General features: G+C 48.3%; 18 protein-coding genes. 12 read left to right on the forward strand and 6 right to left on the reverse strand.

Going from position 1 to position 18529, the window contains the following annotated elements; genetic code table 11:
• Positions 1 to 26 precede the first annotated feature (26 nt).
• Positions 27 to 4064 (reverse strand): hybrid sensor histidine kinase/response regulator transcription factor, encoded by a 4038-nt coding sequence (locus tag C510_RS0109965; RefSeq protein ID WP_026320183.1) that lies wholly within the window; start codon positions 4062 to 4064, stop codon positions 27 to 29.
• A gap of 14 nt (positions 4065 to 4078) precedes the next feature.
• Positions 4079 to 4735 carry a GDSL-type esterase/lipase family protein gene (locus tag C510_RS0109970; protein WP_081621836.1) on the reverse strand — a complete coding sequence of 219 codons (657 nt, stop codon included), beginning with the start codon at positions 4733 to 4735 and terminating at the stop codon, positions 4079 to 4081.
• Between the two features lie 176 nt (positions 4736 to 4911).
• Between C510_RS0109970 and coaW the strand changes: the two genes are divergently transcribed.
• On the forward strand, positions 4912 to 5754 hold the full coding sequence (gene coaW, locus C510_RS0109975; protein WP_018711198.1) for a type II pantothenate kinase: 843 nt from the start codon (positions 4912 to 4914) through the stop codon (positions 5752 to 5754).
• Here coaW and C510_RS0109980 read toward each other — a convergent pair.
• Positions 5741 to 6745 carry an aldo/keto reductase gene (locus tag C510_RS0109980; RefSeq protein ID WP_018711199.1) on the reverse strand — a complete coding sequence of 335 codons (1005 nt, stop codon included), beginning with the start codon at positions 6743 to 6745 and terminating at the stop codon, positions 5741 to 5743. The genes coaW and C510_RS0109980 overlap by 14 nt on opposite strands.
• A gap of 287 nt (positions 6746 to 7032) precedes the next feature.
• Between C510_RS0109980 and C510_RS0109985 the strand changes: the two genes are divergently transcribed.
• From C510_RS0109985 to C510_RS0110005, 5 genes are all read left to right on the forward strand, one after another.
• Positions 7033 to 8262, forward strand: coding sequence for a 3-phosphoshikimate 1-carboxyvinyltransferase (locus C510_RS0109985; protein ID WP_018711200.1), 1230 nt, complete (start codon positions 7033 to 7035; stop codon positions 8260 to 8262).
• Between the two features lie 11 nt (positions 8263 to 8273).
• A complete protein-coding gene (locus C510_RS0109990) occupies positions 8274 to 8693 on the forward strand; it encodes a hypothetical protein (RefSeq protein ID WP_022339797.1) in 420 nt (139 codons plus the stop codon).
• Positions 8694 to 8711: 18 nt separating this feature from the next.
• Complete coding sequence (locus tag C510_RS0109995; RefSeq protein WP_018711202.1) at positions 8712 to 9533, forward strand: metal ABC transporter permease; 822 nt, start codon at positions 8712 to 8714, stop codon at positions 9531 to 9533.
• Positions 9534 to 9659: 126 nt separating this feature from the next.
• Positions 9660 to 10088, forward strand: a complete 429-nt coding sequence (tsaE, locus tag C510_RS0110000) for a tRNA (adenosine(37)-N6)-threonylcarbamoyltransferase complex ATPase subunit type 1 TsaE (RefSeq protein ID WP_018711203.1) — start codon at positions 9660 to 9662, stop codon at positions 10086 to 10088.
• 11 nt (positions 10089 to 10099) lie between these two features.
• Entirely contained in the window at positions 10100 to 10324 is a 225-nt protein-coding gene (locus C510_RS0110005; RefSeq protein WP_018711204.1) for an immunity 17 family protein, read from the forward strand.
• 190 nt (positions 10325 to 10514) lie between these two features.
• Here the strand turns inward: C510_RS0110005 and C510_RS0110010 are convergent, their stop codons facing one another.
• Entirely contained in the window at positions 10515 to 11162 is a 648-nt protein-coding gene (locus C510_RS0110010) for a DUF4840 domain-containing protein (RefSeq protein WP_018711205.1), read from the reverse strand.
• Positions 11163 to 11460: 298 nt separating this feature from the next.
• On the opposite strand from C510_RS0110010, the gene C510_RS0110015 reads away from it, so the two are divergent.
• The 4 genes from C510_RS0110015 to C510_RS0110030 all read left to right on the forward strand — a co-directional run bounded on the left by C510_RS0110015 (position 11461) and on the right by C510_RS0110030 (position 14192).
• Positions 11461 to 11943, forward strand: a complete 483-nt coding sequence (locus C510_RS0110015; RefSeq protein WP_018711206.1) for an RNA polymerase sigma factor — start codon at positions 11461 to 11463, stop codon at positions 11941 to 11943.
• Between the two features lie 11 nt (positions 11944 to 11954).
• Entirely contained in the window at positions 11955 to 12521 is a 567-nt protein-coding gene (locus C510_RS0110020) for a hypothetical protein (RefSeq protein WP_018711207.1), read from the forward strand.
• A gap of 232 nt (positions 12522 to 12753) precedes the next feature.
• Positions 12754 to 13548 carry a thymidylate synthase gene (locus C510_RS0110025; RefSeq protein ID WP_018711208.1) on the forward strand — a complete coding sequence of 265 codons (795 nt, stop codon included), beginning with the start codon at positions 12754 to 12756 and terminating at the stop codon, positions 13546 to 13548.
• A gap of 125 nt (positions 13549 to 13673) precedes the next feature.
• Positions 13674 to 14192 (forward strand): dihydrofolate reductase, encoded by a 519-nt coding sequence (locus tag C510_RS0110030; protein ID WP_018711209.1) that lies wholly within the window; start codon positions 13674 to 13676, stop codon positions 14190 to 14192.
• 107 nt (positions 14193 to 14299) lie between these two features.
• Here C510_RS0110030 and C510_RS0110035 read toward each other — a convergent pair whose 3' ends face one another.
• Entirely contained in the window at positions 14300 to 14779 is a 480-nt protein-coding gene (locus C510_RS0110035; protein WP_022339806.1) for an Lrp/AsnC family transcriptional regulator, read from the reverse strand.
• Positions 14780 to 14925: 146 nt separating this feature from the next.
• Here C510_RS0110035 and C510_RS0110040 point away from each other — a divergent pair, with 146 nt between their 5' ends.
• Positions 14926 to 16215: a M64 family metallopeptidase gene (locus tag C510_RS0110040; RefSeq protein ID WP_025892421.1), complete on the forward strand. Its 1290-nt coding sequence runs from the start codon at positions 14926 to 14928 to the stop codon at positions 16213 to 16215.
• Between the two features lie 9 nt (positions 16216 to 16224).
• On the forward strand, positions 16225 to 16761 hold the full coding sequence (locus tag C510_RS0110045) for a GNAT family N-acetyltransferase (protein ID WP_018711212.1): 537 nt from the start codon (positions 16225 to 16227) through the stop codon (positions 16759 to 16761).
• Between the two features lie 66 nt (positions 16762 to 16827).
• Here the strand turns inward: C510_RS0110045 and C510_RS0110050 are convergent, their stop codons facing one another.
• The gene (locus C510_RS0110050) at positions 16828 to 18522 is read right to left on the reverse strand and encodes a SusD/RagB family nutrient-binding outer membrane lipoprotein (protein ID WP_018711213.1); all 1695 of its coding nucleotides are present in this window, start codon (positions 18520 to 18522) and stop codon (positions 16828 to 16830) included.
• Positions 18523 to 18529: the final 7 nt, after the last annotated feature.

The raw sequence follows: 18529 nt of genomic DNA on the forward strand, positions 1-18529 counted from the left end.
AATGTTGCCGATGACGGTATCTTTTGTTATTTCCCCTCCTTTTCCTGATAAACGGAAGGTAAAACTCCGAATTCCTCCTTAAAATAACGGCTGAAATATTTCGGGTTGTTGAATCCGACTTCGAAAGCTACTTCCGACACATGAAGCTGGCTTTCACGCAACAATTGTGCCGCCCGTTTCAGACGGATAACCCGGATAAATTCTATCGGAGTCTTGCCGGTAATCTGCAGAAGCCTCTTGTAAAGATGGACACGACTCATTCCGAGTTCCCGGCTCAATTCCTCTACAGACAAGTCACTACGCGACATGTTGTCTTCTACATATTTCACCGCTTTCTCTATCAGTTTTTCATCCAGCGAAGTAATGGCTATCGTACTCGGTTCCGGGTCGATGACCGCTCTGCCGGTCCCCGCCTCCGGATGATGTGAACGGTTACGCTGAATCAGCTTCTGGATACGGAGTATCAGAATATCCGTGTTGAAAGGTTTTGTCACATAATCGTCAGCCCCTGTCTGTAGCCCTTCCAGCTGGGAATCAATGGTCTGTTTTGCGGTCAGCAGAATGACGGGGATGTGCGAAGTGCGTTCCGTCTCCTTTATCAACCTACATAAGGCATTCCCGTCCATTTCCGGCATCATGACATCGCTCACTACCAGGTCCGGCAACTCGTTTTCCTGCATCATCTCCCAAGCCTCCTTACCGTTGGAAGCGGTCCGAATGCGATATTGCAATCCCAAAGTCGCACTCATGAATTCACGGAAATCCGGATTATCGTCCACAACCAGCAGGAGCGGAAACCGTCCACGTTCCGTTTCCACTTGTCCGGTATCCTCCGATGATGAAGTCCCCTCATCGAACATTTCCGGAACAACCGGAAGCGATGCCGCTACATCCACGTGCTTGACAGGTAAACGAACCACAAAGACGGTACCTGTTCCACCGTTATCGAACACCTCTACCGTTCCTTCATGCAAGGTTACGAAATCACGGACCAGACTCAATCCGATGCCAGTTCCGGTAGCTTCTTCCATGCCTTTATGCTCCGTCTGGTAGAAACGGTCGAAGATATGCTTCTTATCCTCATCACTGATTCCGATACCGGTATCGGCCACCTTGATTTCCAGAAATTCCTCCGCATCTGCCAGATGCTCCAGACTCACGGTGACACAACCTCCCTCCGGAGTATACTTGAAAGCATTCGACAACAGGTTCATAACCACTTTACCTACCTTGTCGGCATCAAAAGCCATCGGAAAACGGTCCATTACAGAGAAGAAGGAGAACCGAATCTGTTTCCTGTCGGCCATCAGCACGAAAGAATCGCATACTCCATGGATATAGCCGACAATATCACCTTCCGTCAACGACAAACGATGCCCATTCATCTCCCCCTTTCTGAAATCCAGCAATTGGTTGACCAACATCAGCAGACGCTGGGCATTCCGATACATCAACAACAAGCGTTTGCGTTTGGTAGCGTCCTGAGTTTCTTTGAGTATCTCTTCCAAAGGCGCGATAATCAATGTCAACGGTGTCCGTAGCTCATGGCTGATGTTTGTAAAGAAACGAAATTTCATGTTGTTGATTTCCTCGTTCTTGGCCGCTTCCTGTTCTATCTGCTTCATCCGGAATTTCTCACGCTCCCGTTTCAATATGGCCGAATATATCCAGACCAGGATACCCAACACCAGGATTGTGTAGAAAATGAAAGCCCATACAGACAACCAGAAAGGAGGATGGACCACAATCCGGAGTTCGGCAATGTCCGTACTTGCATAACCGTCACTATTCACCGCTTTTACCTTCAATACATAATCTCCCGGCGTAAGGCTGGTAAAAGTTACCCCATGTTCCCCCTTTGGAAGTGTCACCCATTCCTTATGAAAACCTTCCAGCTGATAGATAAACTGGGTCTTCTCCGGCAAAATCAGGTTATCTGTCGTAAAGGAGACCTTGAAGATATGCTGATGATACGCCAGATTCACTTCACGGACAAAGTTCAAGGATTGTTCCAGAATGACTTTTCCATCATACTCCTTACCTACCGAGACCGGCTCATTCATCAATTGCAAGGAAGTAAACAAGACTTTAGGTACCAACCGGTTATAATGCATCCGCTCCGGATTGAACGAATTGAGTCCGTAGAGTCCACCGGCCAGTATCGTACCGTCCTGCAAACGCTTCATGGCACGCAGGTTAAAATCGCTGGTCTGCAATCCGTCGTTATTGTCATATTCCCGGGTTTCGAAACTATACCCTTGATTGTCACGCAGGACCTTGATGTTGATAATCCGGTTGGATACCGTAATCCAGATGTTTCCGCTGGTGTCCTCGGCAATCGCCGAAACAGGCTTTCCGGTCAATTCCGGCATCTGAGGGAGAGTGATCACCTTTCCACGTTTGTAATCAAAAGCGGTAAGCCCTTCGCGTGCCGCTACCCAAAGCCACTCCCGGCTATCCTTGTAGAGTTCGTTCACACTGACCCGTCCCAATCCTTCCAACGGCCGAATCCGACGGGTAGACAAATCCATCACCTGAATACCTTCCGTAGCACATCCTATCAACAACGTCTGAGTATCCCAAAGACACAAAGCCGACAGGTGATTGTCTTTCAAGCCGGAATTGTCCTGCCGGTATGTGTCAAACTTTCCCGTCCCGGGGTTCAGGCATTGCAACCCGTTACTCAAAGTCGCTATCCAGATGCGTCCATCCGCATCTTCCTGCAAATACCAGATACTATCATCGGCCAGTCCATCGGAGGAATCGGTTTTCCGGTAAACGGTAGTCCGGCTTCCGTCGATACAGACCAGTCCTCCCCTGAAAGTACCGACCCAGACCTTACCGTCTCGCGCAACGAGTATAGAAACAATCGCATCGGATTCAAAATTTCCGTTGTCAGAATTAAAATTTTTTTGTGTATGCTGGCGAGGATTCCAGACAATCAATCCATTGTCATTGGTTCCTAACAACCATTCTCCTGAAGGCGTTTCCGCTATGTTGGTGATATCTCCTATCGGAAGCAAAGCAAACTTATACATACTTTCGGCATAACAGGCTATCCCTTTCTTGTATGTACCTATCCACATGACTCCTTTCGAATCGGCCAGCAAAGAATAGATGGTATTATGCGGCAAACTCCGTTCCCTTGTACCGCTGGCCAATACCTGCCGGCATTCTCCGGTTTCTTTGTCATAAATCAAAATCCCCTGATTATCCATTCCCAGCCAAATCTTTCCGGAAGCGTCCTGCGCTATCGCATGTACAAATCCGCCATAAGGCCTCAACCGCTCCGGAACCTCATTATCGAAAGATTGTAGGGTACTCCGGTAACACCATAAGCCCAGTGCACTATACAACCAGATATCATCCGAATGGTCCACAAAAAGGCTGAACGACTCAAACCTACCGTCCCCTATCTGGCGGCAGATATCCTCCCGTTTCCAAAGCACCTCCAATGTTTCCGGATTGACACAAACCAGCAGGCCATTGTCGTACACCAGCAGGATACCGGCCTTCGATTCTCCTATATCAGAAAGTCCGCCGGCCGGCAAACCATTCTTTTCGAACGAAAAGAAGCGGCATTCGTCCGTCTCCGAAGCAAGCACATAGCATCCCTCACCTGGCACACATAGCCAAGTGTATTTCTTGGAACGGTCTACATATACTTCGGCTATTTCTCCCCTGCTCCCGATGCGTTTCATGAATGCCCGCCGGTCCCGATAAAAGCGGTCCGTCTTTCCGTCATAAAGCACATACCCTTGGGAAGTCTTCACCCAAAACCGATAATCATCGGCTTCTACTATATCGCTGATGAAATTATCCGGCAAAGTGAGCGAATCTCCCTCTACGGAACGGTATACCGAAAAATCGTATCCGTCATAACGGTTCAGACCGGACTCGGTAGCCAGCCAAAGGAAACCTTTGCTATCCTTCAATATGGCATAGACGGAATTATTGGACAAACCGCTTCCTACATCGAAATACTTGAACATGTAGTTGTCGGCCGCTCTCGAAGGCAAGCAGATACTTAGGAGCAGAAGAAATAAGAGACAAGTGTTTTTCATAATCCAGGTAAAATCTAAAGGTCCTTTCCGGTCAATGCGCGGTAAATCTCACGGGCTATAATCTCTGCCCCTTGCTTGTTGGGATGTACTCCGTCGGTATAATCCTGCGGATAATGCGGGAGCATGGGAGTACGCAAGTCTATCAACGGCAGATTCCGCTCACGAGCCACTTCGCGGATATAAGGAATCACACCTGATACCAGTATGCTGTCACGGATTCCCCATTCTTTCCGGTCGGACGGTATCGGAAGACACAGATACACCGTAGGATGGGAAGGCAATTGTTCGAAAGCATCCACCAGACGGTTCAAATCTTTCTTGAAAGATGCATGGTGTTGCCAGTTCCAAGGTTTGGAATCGTTCGTACCCAATTTGACGGTCGCAATATCCGGTAAGAAATCCAGCGCTTCCTTGAAACGGGTAGTCTTCTGATAAGGCAAATCGGAGTCCAGCATCAATGCATGAGCCGTCACGCCGAAATTCCCCACTTCATATCCGTCGCCTAGCAAGCGTTGCAACACCGCCGGATAACTTTCCGTCTCGGGATGAGCCAATGTAAAACCTTCCGTAATGCTATTTCCCACACAAGCAACCTTGATGGGACGTTCCTGAGCCTTCAGGATTCCTCCGATAAGCAACAGACACAACAACCAGCAAATTCTTCTCTTCATACCACGCCGTTCTTTCTAGTATCAGTTTATTCACATGGACAAAAATACGGTTTTTCCCATATACTTCCGCCTTTTCGGTTCTCTTAGTGGGAGAAGAAATATTTCCATTTCAGTGATAAAATGTTTTTGAACGATAAATTCCGTATCTTTGTACCGAATTCTAAACTCAATCGAATATGGCTGTTATCCTTGGCATCGATGTAGGCGGAAGCACTACTAAAATCGTCGGTATTGAAAACGGAAAACTCAAGTCCCCACTCTTCATTACTGCTACAGACCCCGTCACCTCGCTCTTCGGAGCATTCGGAAAATACCTGTACGACAATCAGTTCAACCTTGAAGACATCGAACAGATTATTCTGACCGGCGTAGGGAGTGCCTACATCAATACGCCCCTATACGGACGGCCGACGGCCAAGACGGACGAATTTATCGCCAATGCCTTGGGAGCCAAGTACCAAAGCGGACTCGACCGCCTGATAGCGGTCAGCATGGGTACGGGAACGTCCTTCATCCAGATAGAAGGCGATGCCATCAAGCACCTGGGAGGTACCGGTATCGGGGGCGGAACCCTGCAGGGACTCTCCCGCCTGATGCTGAAATCGCACGACATCCACCAGGTAGTGGAACTGGCCAAGGACGGCGACATCGCAAACATCAATCTCCAGATAAAAGACATCTGCAACCAGCCACTCCCCAACCTTCCCCTGGAAGCCACCGCCTCCAATTTCGGCAAGGCAGAGAGCAACGCTCCCGAAAAAGACATCGCCACCGGCATCGTCTACCTGGTATTACAGGCCATCGGAAGTGCGGCACACCTGGCCGGTCTGAATAGCGGCATCAAGGATTACGCCCTCATCGGAAACCTGTCGACCCTCCCCCAGTGCCGCGAGATATTCAACGGCATGGAAGCGCTCTATGGGATACGCTTTTACATACCGCCCTATTCGGAATACCGCACGGCCTTAGGGGCGGCACTGAGTTACATCAACCGTCAGAAAGGACTTATCCCTTTATAATCCGGTCTATCTCCGACAATTCTTCCGCGGTGAAGGAAGTATTGCGTAAAGCCTTCAGGTTATCGGACAATTGCTCCACCGAACTGGCTCCTACGATGACCGACGTCACACGGTTGTCTTTCAACAACCAGGCCAATGCCATTTCGGCCAGTGTCTGACCGCGCCGGGCGGCAACTTCATTCAAAGCCGCTATCCGATGCAGCAGTTCCGGTGTCAACGCTTCCTTCTTCAGATACCCGCCCCGGGCTACACGTGAATCGGACGGAATACCTTGCAGGTAACGGTCGGTCAACAAGCCTTGTGCAAGGGGCGAGAAAGCCACGAATCCGCTTCCCTGTTCCTGTGCGTCCTGAAGAATACCTTCCTCCTCCGGTTCCCGGTTCAGCAGGTTATAACGTCCTTGATACAACAGACAGGGCACATCCCTTTCCTTCAGATACCGGTAGGCGAAACGGGCCGCTTCGGGAGGATATTTCGAAATTCCCACATACAACGCTTTTCCCTGGCGCACAATGTCCACCAGTGCCTGAAGTGTCTCTTCCAACGGAGTCACCGGGTCGAACCGGTGCGAATAGAAAATATCCACATAATCCAGGTTCATCCGTTTCAGACTCTGATTCAGGCTTGCCATCAGGTATTTGCGGGAACCCCATTCGCCGTACGGACCGGGCCACATGTCATGACCGGCCTTGGTAGAAATGAACAATTCGTCCCGATAGGGCGCGAACGAAGATTTCATGACCTGCCCGAAGGTAGCTTCAGCCGAACCGTAAGAAGGGCCGTAATTGTTGGCCAAGTCAAAATGAGTGATTCCCTGATCGAAAGCATAATGAAGTTTCCGCTTGCTGTTCGAGAAAGAATCCACATCGCCGAAGTTGTGCCACAGACCCAGTGATATTTCCGGCAAAAGCACACCGCTCCGGCCTGCCCGCCGATACTTCATGCCGCTCCGGTAGCGTTCCGGAGAGGCCGCATATACATCATCTATCATACTTACTATTTTATAGGTTCACACTTGCCTAACAAAGGTATAAAAAAACTCGATTATTCGAGTAAAAATATAATGTTTAGATAAACAAACGGAATAGGGCCATTGAGATTATGACTCACCACTCACCTTTCCCTATCCTTCCATAAGAAAGGAAGCGGTCTTTTCGTATCTTTCCATAAGGCAGGGGGCAGTTCGGGAGAGCCAGACCTGAAAAACTCTGTTTTTCGTTTGCCTCTCCACTCACCTTTCACTATCTTTGCCACACGAAAAATCAAACTATATCAGCCATGAAGCGGATTCAACTTACGGCTCCTGCCGGCATCCGGACAACCATCCAGTTGCCCTCATCGAAAAGCATCTGTAACCGTGCGCTCATCATCAACGCACTGGCTCACGGAACCTGCGTACCCGAGAACCTGTCCGATTGTGACGATACCCGGGTGATGATACGTGCCCTGCAGGACATGCCCGAAACCATTGATATACTGGCGGCAGGTACCGCCATGCGTTTCCTCACCGCTTACCTGAGCGTAACAGAAGGTACCCACATCCTGACCGGTACGGCACGCATGAAACAACGCCCTATCCAATTGCTGGTAGATGCCCTGCGTAGTCTGGGTGCCCGCATCGAATATACCGAAAACGAAGGCTTTCCTCCGCTCCGCATTACGGGAGGAACACTTGCCGGACACGAAATCACCCTTCCCGGTAACGTCAGTTCGCAATACATCTCGGCCCTGCTGATGATAGGTCCGGTACAGGAAAACGGATTGACCATCCACCTGACGGGAGACATCATTTCACGCTCCTACATCAACCTGACCCTGCAACTGATGCACGAGTTCGGTGCCGAAGCCGGATGGAATGCTGAAGATACCCTGACCGTATCGGCCCAACCGTACCGCCCGATACCTTATTACGTAGAAAGTGACTGGAGCGCCGCCTCCTACTGGTACGAAATGGCCGCCCTGGCCGAAAAAGCCGAAATCGAATTGCCCGGTCTGTTCCGCCAAAGCTATCAAGGCGATTCCAAGGTAGCCGAACTCTTCGGACAATTGGGCGTGGAAACGGTGTACGAGGACCGGAAGGTCATCCTCCGCAAAAGCGGAACACCGGTAACACAGATGGATTACAACTTCATCAACCAGCCCGACCTGGCACAGACCTTCGTCGTGACTTGTGCCCTGCTGGACATCCCTTTCCGGTTTACCGGACTTCAAAGTCTGAAAATCAAGGAAACAGACCGCATAGCCGCCCTCATCGCCGAGATGAAGAAACTGGGATACGTCATCCGCGAAGCAGAAGATTCCATCCTCTATTGGGAAGGTGAACGTTGCGAAGCCGATGCAGACCCAGCCATAGATACCTACGAAGACCACCGCATGGCCATGGCGTTCGCCCCAGCCATCCTCCGGCAGGAGAAGCTGGCCATCAACCATCCGGAAGTGGTATCGAAATCCTATCCCCGCTATTGGGACAACTTATTAACCGCCGGTTTCGGCATTACAGAAGTATAATATAAAGAGACATGATAATCTTATTATTGATTCTTATCGGAGTAGTCGTATTCGGACTCGCCGCCGGTTATTTCTACAACCGGAATATCCAGAAGAAGATAGACAAAGGCGAACTGAAGGAAGAACCCGAAGTAGTGACGGTAGATAGCGAATGTTGCGGACAACACCAGATTTGTGAAAAGGAAAGTCTGCTGGCCGCCGTAAGCAAACAGATAGAATATTACGACGATGAGGAACTGGACCGTTTCAAAGGCCGTAGCGCAGAGGAATATTCACCGGAAGAGGCCGACGAGTTCCGCGAAATCATGTACACCATGAAGGAAGAAGAAGTAGCCGGATGGTGCCGAAGCCTTCAGCTCCGGGGTATCGAGCTACCGGACGAAATCAAAGACGAACTCTTCCTGATAGTAGGCGAACGCCGATTCCATTAACCCCGCCTTTTTAGACTTATGAACAACCTACTCGAACTACTGGACTATACCTTTTTCCAACACGCCTTGCTCGGCAGCCTGTTTGCCAGCATCGCGTGCGGCATTATCGGGACTTACATCGTTACCCGCCGGCTGGTCTTCATCAGCGGAGGAATCACCCATGCTTCCTTCGGCGGTATCGGTATCGGACTTTATACCGGTATCTCCCCGCTTCTGAGCGCGGCGGTGTTCTCCGTACTTTCCGCCTTCGGAGTAGAATGGCTCAGCAAGAACAGCGACATGCGCGAAGACTCGGCCATCGCCGTGTTCTGGACCTTCGGTATGGCCATCGGTATCATCTTCAGTTTTCTGGCGCCCGGATTCACCCCCGACCTTTCTTCGTACCTGTTCGGGAATATCCTGACCATCAACCGGACCGATATCCTGCTCCTGGCTATACTGAGTATGGTACTGGCCGTCTTCTTCACCCTGTTCCTGCGCCCCATCATGGCCATCGCCTTCGACCGGGAGTTCGCCCGTTCGCAACGGATGCCGGTTACCTTCTTCGAGTATGCACTGATGATGCTCATTGCCCTTACCATTGTGTCTTGTCTGCGCATGGTAGGCATCGTGCTGGCCATCTCCCTGCTTACCCTCCCGCAAATGACCGCCAACCTGTTCACCTACAGCTTCAAGCGAATCATCTGGTTGTCCATCGGTATCGGGTACCTGAGTTGTCTGGGCGGACTGTTCCTGTCCTACAAGCTCCAGATACCTTCGGGAGCCGCCATCATCTTCATCTCCATCTTGTTTTACGCATTATCAAAAATCATCCGTTTGATAACCACCCGACGGAGGTGATTCTACCGCCAGGCAGAAGCGAAGCCCTCCCTGATGCTCACGAAGTGACATCAGTTTTTCAGAACGATGGTTTTGATTCTCCTTTTTTTTAGCTATTTTTGCCTCAACTAAAAAATACAAAAGATTATGGAAATAAAAATTACTTCACTCGACCATATTCACGAAGCTGCCCGTGAGTTCATTGCAGCCATGGGCGACAATACCGTCTTCGCCTTCTACGGAAAGATGGGAGCCGGCAAGACCACATTCATCAAGGCTGTCTGCGAAGAACTGGGTGTAACCGATGTCATCAACTCGCCTACCTTCGCCATCGTCAACGAATACCGTTCCGAGGATGCCGGCGAACTGATTTACCATTTCGACTTCTACCGCATCAAGAAACTGGAAGAAGTGTACGACATGGGTTACGAAGACTATTTCTATAGCGGCGCGCTCTGCTTCATCGAATGGCCGGAACTGATAGAGGAACTGCTTCCGGGCGATGCGGTCAACGTAACCATCGAGGAACAGGAAGACGGTAGCCGTATCATCCGCTTCGACGCTCCCGAAGACTAACCTCCCCCGGTATGATTACGCATTACATCATACAGGCCATTTTCGTTCTGGTGGGGCTCCTTACCCTGCTTGCCTCCCTATTCAACTGGGACTGGTTCTTTACGGCCCGTAACGCCCAGTTCATCGTTGCGAATACGGGACGGAAACGGGCCCGCCTCTTTTATGCGGCACTGGGATGCCTGATGATTGCCACGGGCGTGTATTTCTTCCTGTCGCTACAGGGGATTGTAGAATGAATATGACCCTACTATCCAACGAATATCAACCGACCGTTATCATCGAAACAGTATTTCCGCTGATAACGGTCGATTTTATATCAGAAAGAGTCCATAAAAAAGTATCTCCGGAGAAATGTTGCCATTCCTTTCCGAAGATACTCATCGACTATTACCTCTTCTGCAGATTCAAACTTATTCTCACAGACCTTTATTCAGCTTTCTGCTGGTTCATATCGAATTTAAATGTAGTGGCAGGGAATCCAGGGAAAGAAATCTGGCTATCTCCTTCGCCCAAAAGTACTTCTGTTGCCGACAAATCAAACTTCATGTTTCCGCTTTCTACCGCATATCCGGCACCGTCAACGGCTTCTACCTTCACTTCTACCACCATTGTCTGAGCGTCTCCTGTAGCTGACGGCATACTCAGAGACAATTTCAATGGTTCAGGTTCCATAACAAATGAAATGCTATCTTTGGCTTCTGACAATGTCGGTTCATATCCGATTTTATAATTCACATCGCCCACAGCCTCTACAATCTGATCGGCCAAAGTCTCATCCTGTACGATGGACAATACAATGTCCTTGATAGGGAATTTCTCCAGATATACCGTATCGTTATCAACCTTTGCTGAAACATCTACTCCCTCCGGTGTATCTTCTCCTTCATCTGCCGTAGGCGATGCAGCCAGCGTCAACATCTTGCCGGTATAATCTCCGTACATAGCTTCTGTTGTTACTTCATCCGGAACGACAGGTGTATTTTCATCGTCATCGCTACAAGCTGTAAAGGCAAACGCACATCCGAACATCAACATAGGAAAAATCCATTTCACAGGTTTAAAAACTCTCTTCATTTTTCTTTTGATTTTAATTAGGGTTAATACTTTTTCTTTGTACTATCTTTTCAGATTAGTGTTCGCTTGTAAAAAGAGAAAATACCCGAAATGCTGCATGCCATATTTGTTAATAATTATTTCACCACTGATTTACAATCGGATAAAAGTAAAAAAATCCACTTCACCAGAAAGGAAAGTTATCCATCATAATAACCGGAATATACCGGAAACCCATTTTTATTTCTACAAAGAATACTTTCCATGTAACTTTAAAAGGCCTTTCACGACTAATAGAATAGAAACATAAACAGAAAAGATGAATCAAGAAAAAGAATTTACAGACCTCCTGATGCAACACCAACACATCATCTATAAGATTTGCCTGATGTATGCGAATGAAAAAGAAGACATAGCCGACCTCTATCAAGAAACGGTCTATAACCTGTGGAAAAGTTACACACGCTTCGAAAATCGGAGCAGCTTCAGTACATGGGTCTACCGGATTACCCTGAACATTTGCATCACAGATGTCCGACAAAGAAAACGAAAAGGAGTCACTTGTTCGCTTGAGCAAACTACCTTCTCTCTTTTGGATGAGAGAGACCCGAAACAAGAGATGGTGAAAGAAATGTACCGCATGATACATGGACTCAACAAACTGGAACGCATGTATATCATGTTATGGCTGGACGGAAAAACCTACGAAGAGATAGCAGAAATCATCGGCACAAGCCGAAACCAGGTAGCCACCACCCTCCACCGGATAAAAGAGAAACTGAAAAACAAAGCAAACCTTTAATACATCGAATCATGAACCTAGAAGAATTACAGACACTATGGAAAGAACTGGACGAAAAAATCCAACAACAAGAATTGCTCCGTCAAGAAGAAATCAAACGTATACTGACTACCCGCAAGGAATCCGCTATGGAAAAACTGATACGCATAGAACGTACAGGACTGGTATTCCTCATCGTATGCGCCGTATTCTTTTACATCGCCTGGACACAGAATCCCTATTTCGGTATGTTGAACGGGGTTTTAGTCTCCTTGTTCCTACTGACAGGTATCGTATTTCAGTTCCGGTTCTGCTGGATGCTCCAGGACATAGAACAGGAAAAAAACCTGGAACGACAACTGATTGAAATCGTCCGATACAAACGGAATACCAACCTATCCTACCTGATAGGATATGCCGGTGTATTTGCCTTTATTGTCCTATTCATGATACAATTCGGCAGTCTTAAGGCACTAATGATATTAACAGGTATCACCGGAGTTGCCCTGACCGTAGACTTCTATCTTTACCATTACATCAGAGACAAAGTAAAAAATTTTATCCAAGCCAGCAAAGAATTATCACAATTCAACTTATAAATCCGGCTTATCTCTACCTCACGACAAAACAACCGTACGTTTTACTTCAAACGTCTGTATGTTTTAGTTAAAACGTACGGTTGTTTTGCATAAAACGTCCGCATGTTTTCATGAAGACATACGGACGTTTTCTTTATTCTGGTCAGGATTTCCACTTTTAAATTTTAACTATGAAGGTTTAACCGCTTCTAAAAATTCCCTACCTTTGCACCAAGAAAAAACGATAACGAATATGAAACAATACCTAGACCTGTTGCAACGCATCCGCACCGAAGGCGTGAAGAAAGAAGACCGCACGGGAACGGGCACCATCAGTGTGTTCGGGCATCAGATGCGCTTCAACCTGGAGGACGGATTTCCACTGGTCACTACCAAAAAGCTGCACTTGAAATCCATTATCCACGAACTGCTCTGGTTCCTCAGTGGAGACACCAACGTAAAATACCTGCAAGAAAACGGCGTACGCATCTGGAACGAATGGGCGGACGAAAACGGTGACCTGGGACATATCTACGGTTACCAGTGGCGCTCATGGCCCGACTACGAAGGAGGATTCATCGACCAGATTTCGGAAGCCGTAGAAACCATCCGCAAGAATCCGGATTCACGCCGCATCATCGTCAATGCCTGGAACGTAGCCGACCTGAAGAAGATGAATCTGCCACCTTGCCACATGTTTTTCCAGTTCTACGTGGCCAACGGAAGACTGAGCCTGCAGATGTATCAGCGTAGCGCGGATACTTTCCTGGGGGTACCGTTCAACATTGCCTCGTATGCCCTGCTGCTCCAGATGATGGCGCAAGTGACAGGACTGGAAGCCGGCGATTTCATCCATACGCTGGGAGACGCCCACATCTACCTGAACCACTTGGAACAGGTAGACCTGCAACTGACCCGCACACCGCGTCCGCTTCCGGTGATGAAACTCAATCCGGACGTAAAGGACATCTTCGGATTCCGCTATGAGGACTTCCAGTTGGAAGGTTACGACCCATGGCCGCACATTGCCGGAAAAGTGTCTGTTTAATGAATAATTAATAATGAATAATTAATAATGAATAACGATGCGCTAGAGATACGTTAACTGGACCTGGTCAACTGAAACCTAGTCAACTAGTCAACTGAAACCTAGTCAACTAAAAAATAACTCCAATGATTCTATCCATCATCGTAGCAGTCAACCGGAAACTGGCCATCGGATTCGAGAACCGGCTGATTTATCGGGTACCGAACGACCTGAAACGCTTCAAGGCCTTGACCACCGGACATACCATCATCATGGGCCGAAAGACGTTCGATTCGCTTCCGAAAGGTGCGCTACCCAATCGCCGGAACATCGTACTGAGCCGGCAGGAACTGAACATACCGGGAGCCGAATGCTTCCACTCACTGGAAGAAGCCCTGAAAACCTGCCGGACAGAAGAAGAAGTGTTCATCATCGGCGGAGCGAGCCTCTACCGCGAAGCACTTCCCCTGGCCGACCGTCTCTACCTGACCGAGATTGAGGATGCAGACCAACCGGCCGATACATTCTTCCCTGCCATCGATCTGAATGTATGGCACGAAAAAAACAGAGAATGCCACCCGACAGACGAAAAGCATCTCTACCCTTATTGCTTCATCGATTATGAACGGATAAAGGAACACGTTCCGGCTTCAGAAAATCAATGATACTTGGACACCTGTCCAGAAAAAGTGCCCTATCATTCCCCGCAACGGAGTATGATAGGGCACTTTCTATATCTTTTACCTTTCCGGTATCAGCCGGATACCAGTGGTTAATCTTCCTCATCCGCCAAATCCAGAATCGGCATCTGACGCTTGATGGCTTCACGGAAGGAAATAATGGTTTCCGAACGGGAAAGTCCCAATGGCTGGAGCTTGTCATGAATGATGTCCAGCAAATGATGGTTGTTCTTGGCGTAAATCTTGATGAACATATCGTACTGTCCTGTCGTGAAGTGACATTCCACCACTTCCGGAATCTGTCTCAACCCTTCGGTCACCGAGTCAAACTGCTCGGGGTCCTTCAGGTAAAGTCCGATGTAAGCACACGTTTCATACCCTATCTTTTCGGGGTCAATAACAAACTCCGATCCCTTCAGAATGCCGAGGTTCGTCAGCTTCTGAATCCGCTGGTGAATAGCGGCACCGGACACGTTGCAGGCACGGGCGACTTCCAGAAACGGAATACGTGCATTGTCGGCTATCAATCGTAAAATTTGTTCGTCTAAGCTATCTAACTGATGATGTCCCATTTTTAATACAATTAAAACACGACAAATATACATCTTTTTTCCACATAAAACCCGCTATCTATAACTTTTATGCAGGCTATAAGTGTGAAATTAATAGTAAATCGTATCTTTGTCGGATATTACACAATTCATTAACATTTATGACCATGAAAAAATTCCTGCTTTGCTGGGCTCTGGGTGGATGTATCGCTCTCCCGATGAATGCCCAGAATTTTGACGATTACTTCACCGACAAGACCCTTCGACTCGACTACATCTTTACCGGCGATGCACACCACCAGGATATCTGCCTGGACGAAATCTGTTCACTTCCACAATGGGCCGGACGCCGGCATCACCTGAGTGAACTTCCACTGGAAGGAAACGGAAACGTCACCGTAACGGACAAGGCTACCGGAAAAGTAATTTACCGGACTTCGTTCTCCAGCCTGTTTCAGGAATGGATAAGCGAAGCGGAAGCATTCCATACCCGCCGCGGATTCGAAAACTCGTTTCTGATTCCGTATCCTAAACAACCGGTCACCGTTACAGTAGAGTTGCAGGACAAATTCCGTAAGACTTCTGCCAGCATGAGCCACGAAGTACGTCCGGATGATATCCTGATACACCAGAAAGGAACCAGCCGCATCACCCCACACCGCTACCTGCTACAGAGCGGTACAGCAGAGGACTGTATCGACGTAGCCATCATGGCCGAAGGATATACCGCACAGGAAATGGACCTCTTCTACCAGGATGCCGAAAAGGCTTGCCGGGCTATCTTCGACCACGAACCGTTCAAGCATCTGAAAGACCGGTTCAACATTGTAGCCGTAGCGAGCGAATCACTGGATAGCGGTGTCAGCATCCCTCGTCAGCAAGAATGGAAATCGACGGCAGTCAGCTCCCACTTCGACACCTTCTATTCCGACCGCTACCTTACAACCCGAAGCGTGAAGTCTATCCACAACTGGTTGGCAGGTATTCCGTACGAACACATCATCATCCTGGCCAATACCGATACCTATGGCGGAGGAGGCATCTACAACTCGTACACCCTGACCACTGCCCATCACCCGATGTTCGAACCGGTAGTAGTTCATGAGTTCGGACACAGCTTCGGAGGATTAGCCGACGAATATGCTTACGGCGATCCGGAAAGTCCCTTCTACCCGAAGACCGTCGAACCATGGGAACAAAACATTACAACACTGGTTCACTTTGAAGATAAATGGAAAGACCTGGTTCCCGAAGGGACACCGATACCTACTCCGGCAGAAACCAACCCACAAACTCTTTATACGAAGGTAGGGGTATACGAAGGAGCAGGCTACACTACCAAAGGAGTATACCGTCCTACAACCGAATGCCGGATGAAAATTAACGAGGCACCTCAATTCTGTCCGGTCTGCCAGCGTGCTTTGGAAAAACTCATCCGTTTCTACACCGATAAATAACCGACAATTATGATACAGTTTATCCCCATCCGAACAAACCACACAAGTTATCCTTTCGTAGAACAGCTCATGCTGGATTCGTTCCCCCTTACCGAACGGAGAACCGAAAAAGACCAACGTGAAGTCACCGATAACGAACCGCGTTTCAAATGCATGCTGATTACAGATGGAACTCTGGAGATAGGCCTTATCACACTCTGGCAATTCCCGGATTTCACGTATGTGGAACACCTGGCGACTTCCCCCTCGGTAAGGAACCAAGGTTACGGCAAACAAATCATGCTCAAGCTGACGGAACTCGTACCGGGTCTGGTTCTACTGGAGGTAGAGCTCCCCGAAAACGAACTGAGCCGCCGTCGTATCGGCTTCTACGAACGATGCGGCTTCACCCTGCATCCGTATGAATATCTCCAGCCTCCCTACCATGCCGGAGGAGAACCTTTTCCACTCCGCATCATGACCAAAGGAACAGAAATCTTCACGCTAGAAGAGTTCGAAAAGTGCCGGGAATCCATCTACAGGTATGTATACAAATATATTCCGTAAAATCATACACAAACAAAAAACGGGTGAGCCCCAAAGCTCACCCGCCCATGTTAAAACTTAAATCAATCAGAAGTTGCCTAAGTTAGCATTATCCCACCAAACATGAGTACCTCCCTTATCACCGGAGATACCGTTCTTGCTTGTATTTTCCTTATCCAGCAACTCCAATCCCATAGCAATACCTTGCGCATTAGTGTCGTAAGCATTGCTACTATAGATAACACGACGTACACCTTCTTCCGTATTGACTGCCCCGTTACTTTCGTTCACGTAAGCCGGGAACAGACGAGGATATCCTGTACGACGTTGTTCTGCCCATGCTTCGATAGAAAGCGGGAACAAGGCGAAATACTTCTGGGTAATGATTCGCTCCAGTTTGGCTTCCTTATCTGCACTTTCATCCCATTTTACACAAAGCTTGTTCAATGCCGGAGTATTCAGTTTCGGGTCTACCGGGTCTACAAAATCTATCTGAGTCGTTGTACCGTTAATGTAGGCATCTACCGCACCAGCCTCGTAGGCTTCCACACCTGCATACTTACCACGGTAACTTAATTCGTTTGCCATAGAAACACGGATACCCTCTTCGTACAAGCTCTGTACACTGGCACTACCAATGTCCCAACGGAGCTTAGCTTCAGCCAACAGGAAGTAGGATTCAGCAGCCTTGAAGATAGGCAACGGCATGGAATAGACACCGATGGTATTCTGTGGGTCAATCCATTGTGAGAAACTTGCCCAATTGTTTGGTTTACCAGGCAGACCGGCGGCAAACCGGATTCCCAAGTATTGTGTTCCGGCCGGAACCACCACGTTACCGTTCAAATCAACTACGTCGGCACTGTTCTTCGTCATGTACAGCGGTTGGCGCGGGTCTTTCATACCCGACATCAAAGTAACCAGGTTGGCATTGAATCCACAATCGCCCCAGTTGAACATCAGCCACATTTCATTCTCCAGACTCTTATCGATAACAATATCGGTATTTACTGTAGCCAACGTATTGGCAGCAGCTTCGGTTGCTACCTGCTTCAAGTCTATTCCTGCTTCCTTCATTTCCGCTTCACGCTTGGAAAGACGGAGAGCCATACGCAACTTCAAGGTATTAGCGACCTTCACCCACAATTGTGTATCAGCATTACACCAGCTATCAAAAGTTGCGAGTGTAGTCTTTTCGGCTTCAGACATTGCCTGGATATCAGTAATTGCCTTATCCAGGTCCTTGAACATCGCCACAAACAACTCCTGCTGACTATCGAACGGATAATAAGACTCATATTCTCCGGAAAGAATGGAACTGTAGGCCAACGGACCGTGCGCATCGGTAGTCATCAAGGTACCATACGCCTGTACAATCCGCATTACACCGGCCAAGCCCAGATTGCCTTCTTCATCACAATCGGCAATGATACGGCGGGTATTGTTGAAGATATGCAGGTAATAGTTTTCATACATACCGCCACTATGTCCACGGTTCTCACCCATATCACCATTGGTAAAGTTACCGTTCGGAGTCATGAAGTAACCGCTATACAAGTCAATGGTCAGATTAGTCCAGAACTGGAACATATTCTGCTGGGGAGGATAGCAGTATTGCATCGGTTCCGCACATTGGGCAGAAAACGGCAGGTTATTCGGGTCAACCTGTACACTATTGGTATTCAGCGACTCGAAATTATCTGTACAAGAAGTCATCAGACTACTTCCCATCCATGGAAGAGCCACTAAAAGGGCATATTGATAAATTTTATTTCGTTTCATAATCAGG

The sequence above is a fragment of the Phocaeicola barnesiae DSM 18169 = JCM 13652 genome (assembly GCF_000374585.1).
GTDB classification, from domain to species: domain Bacteria; phylum Bacteroidota; class Bacteroidia; order Bacteroidales; family Bacteroidaceae; genus Phocaeicola; species Phocaeicola barnesiae.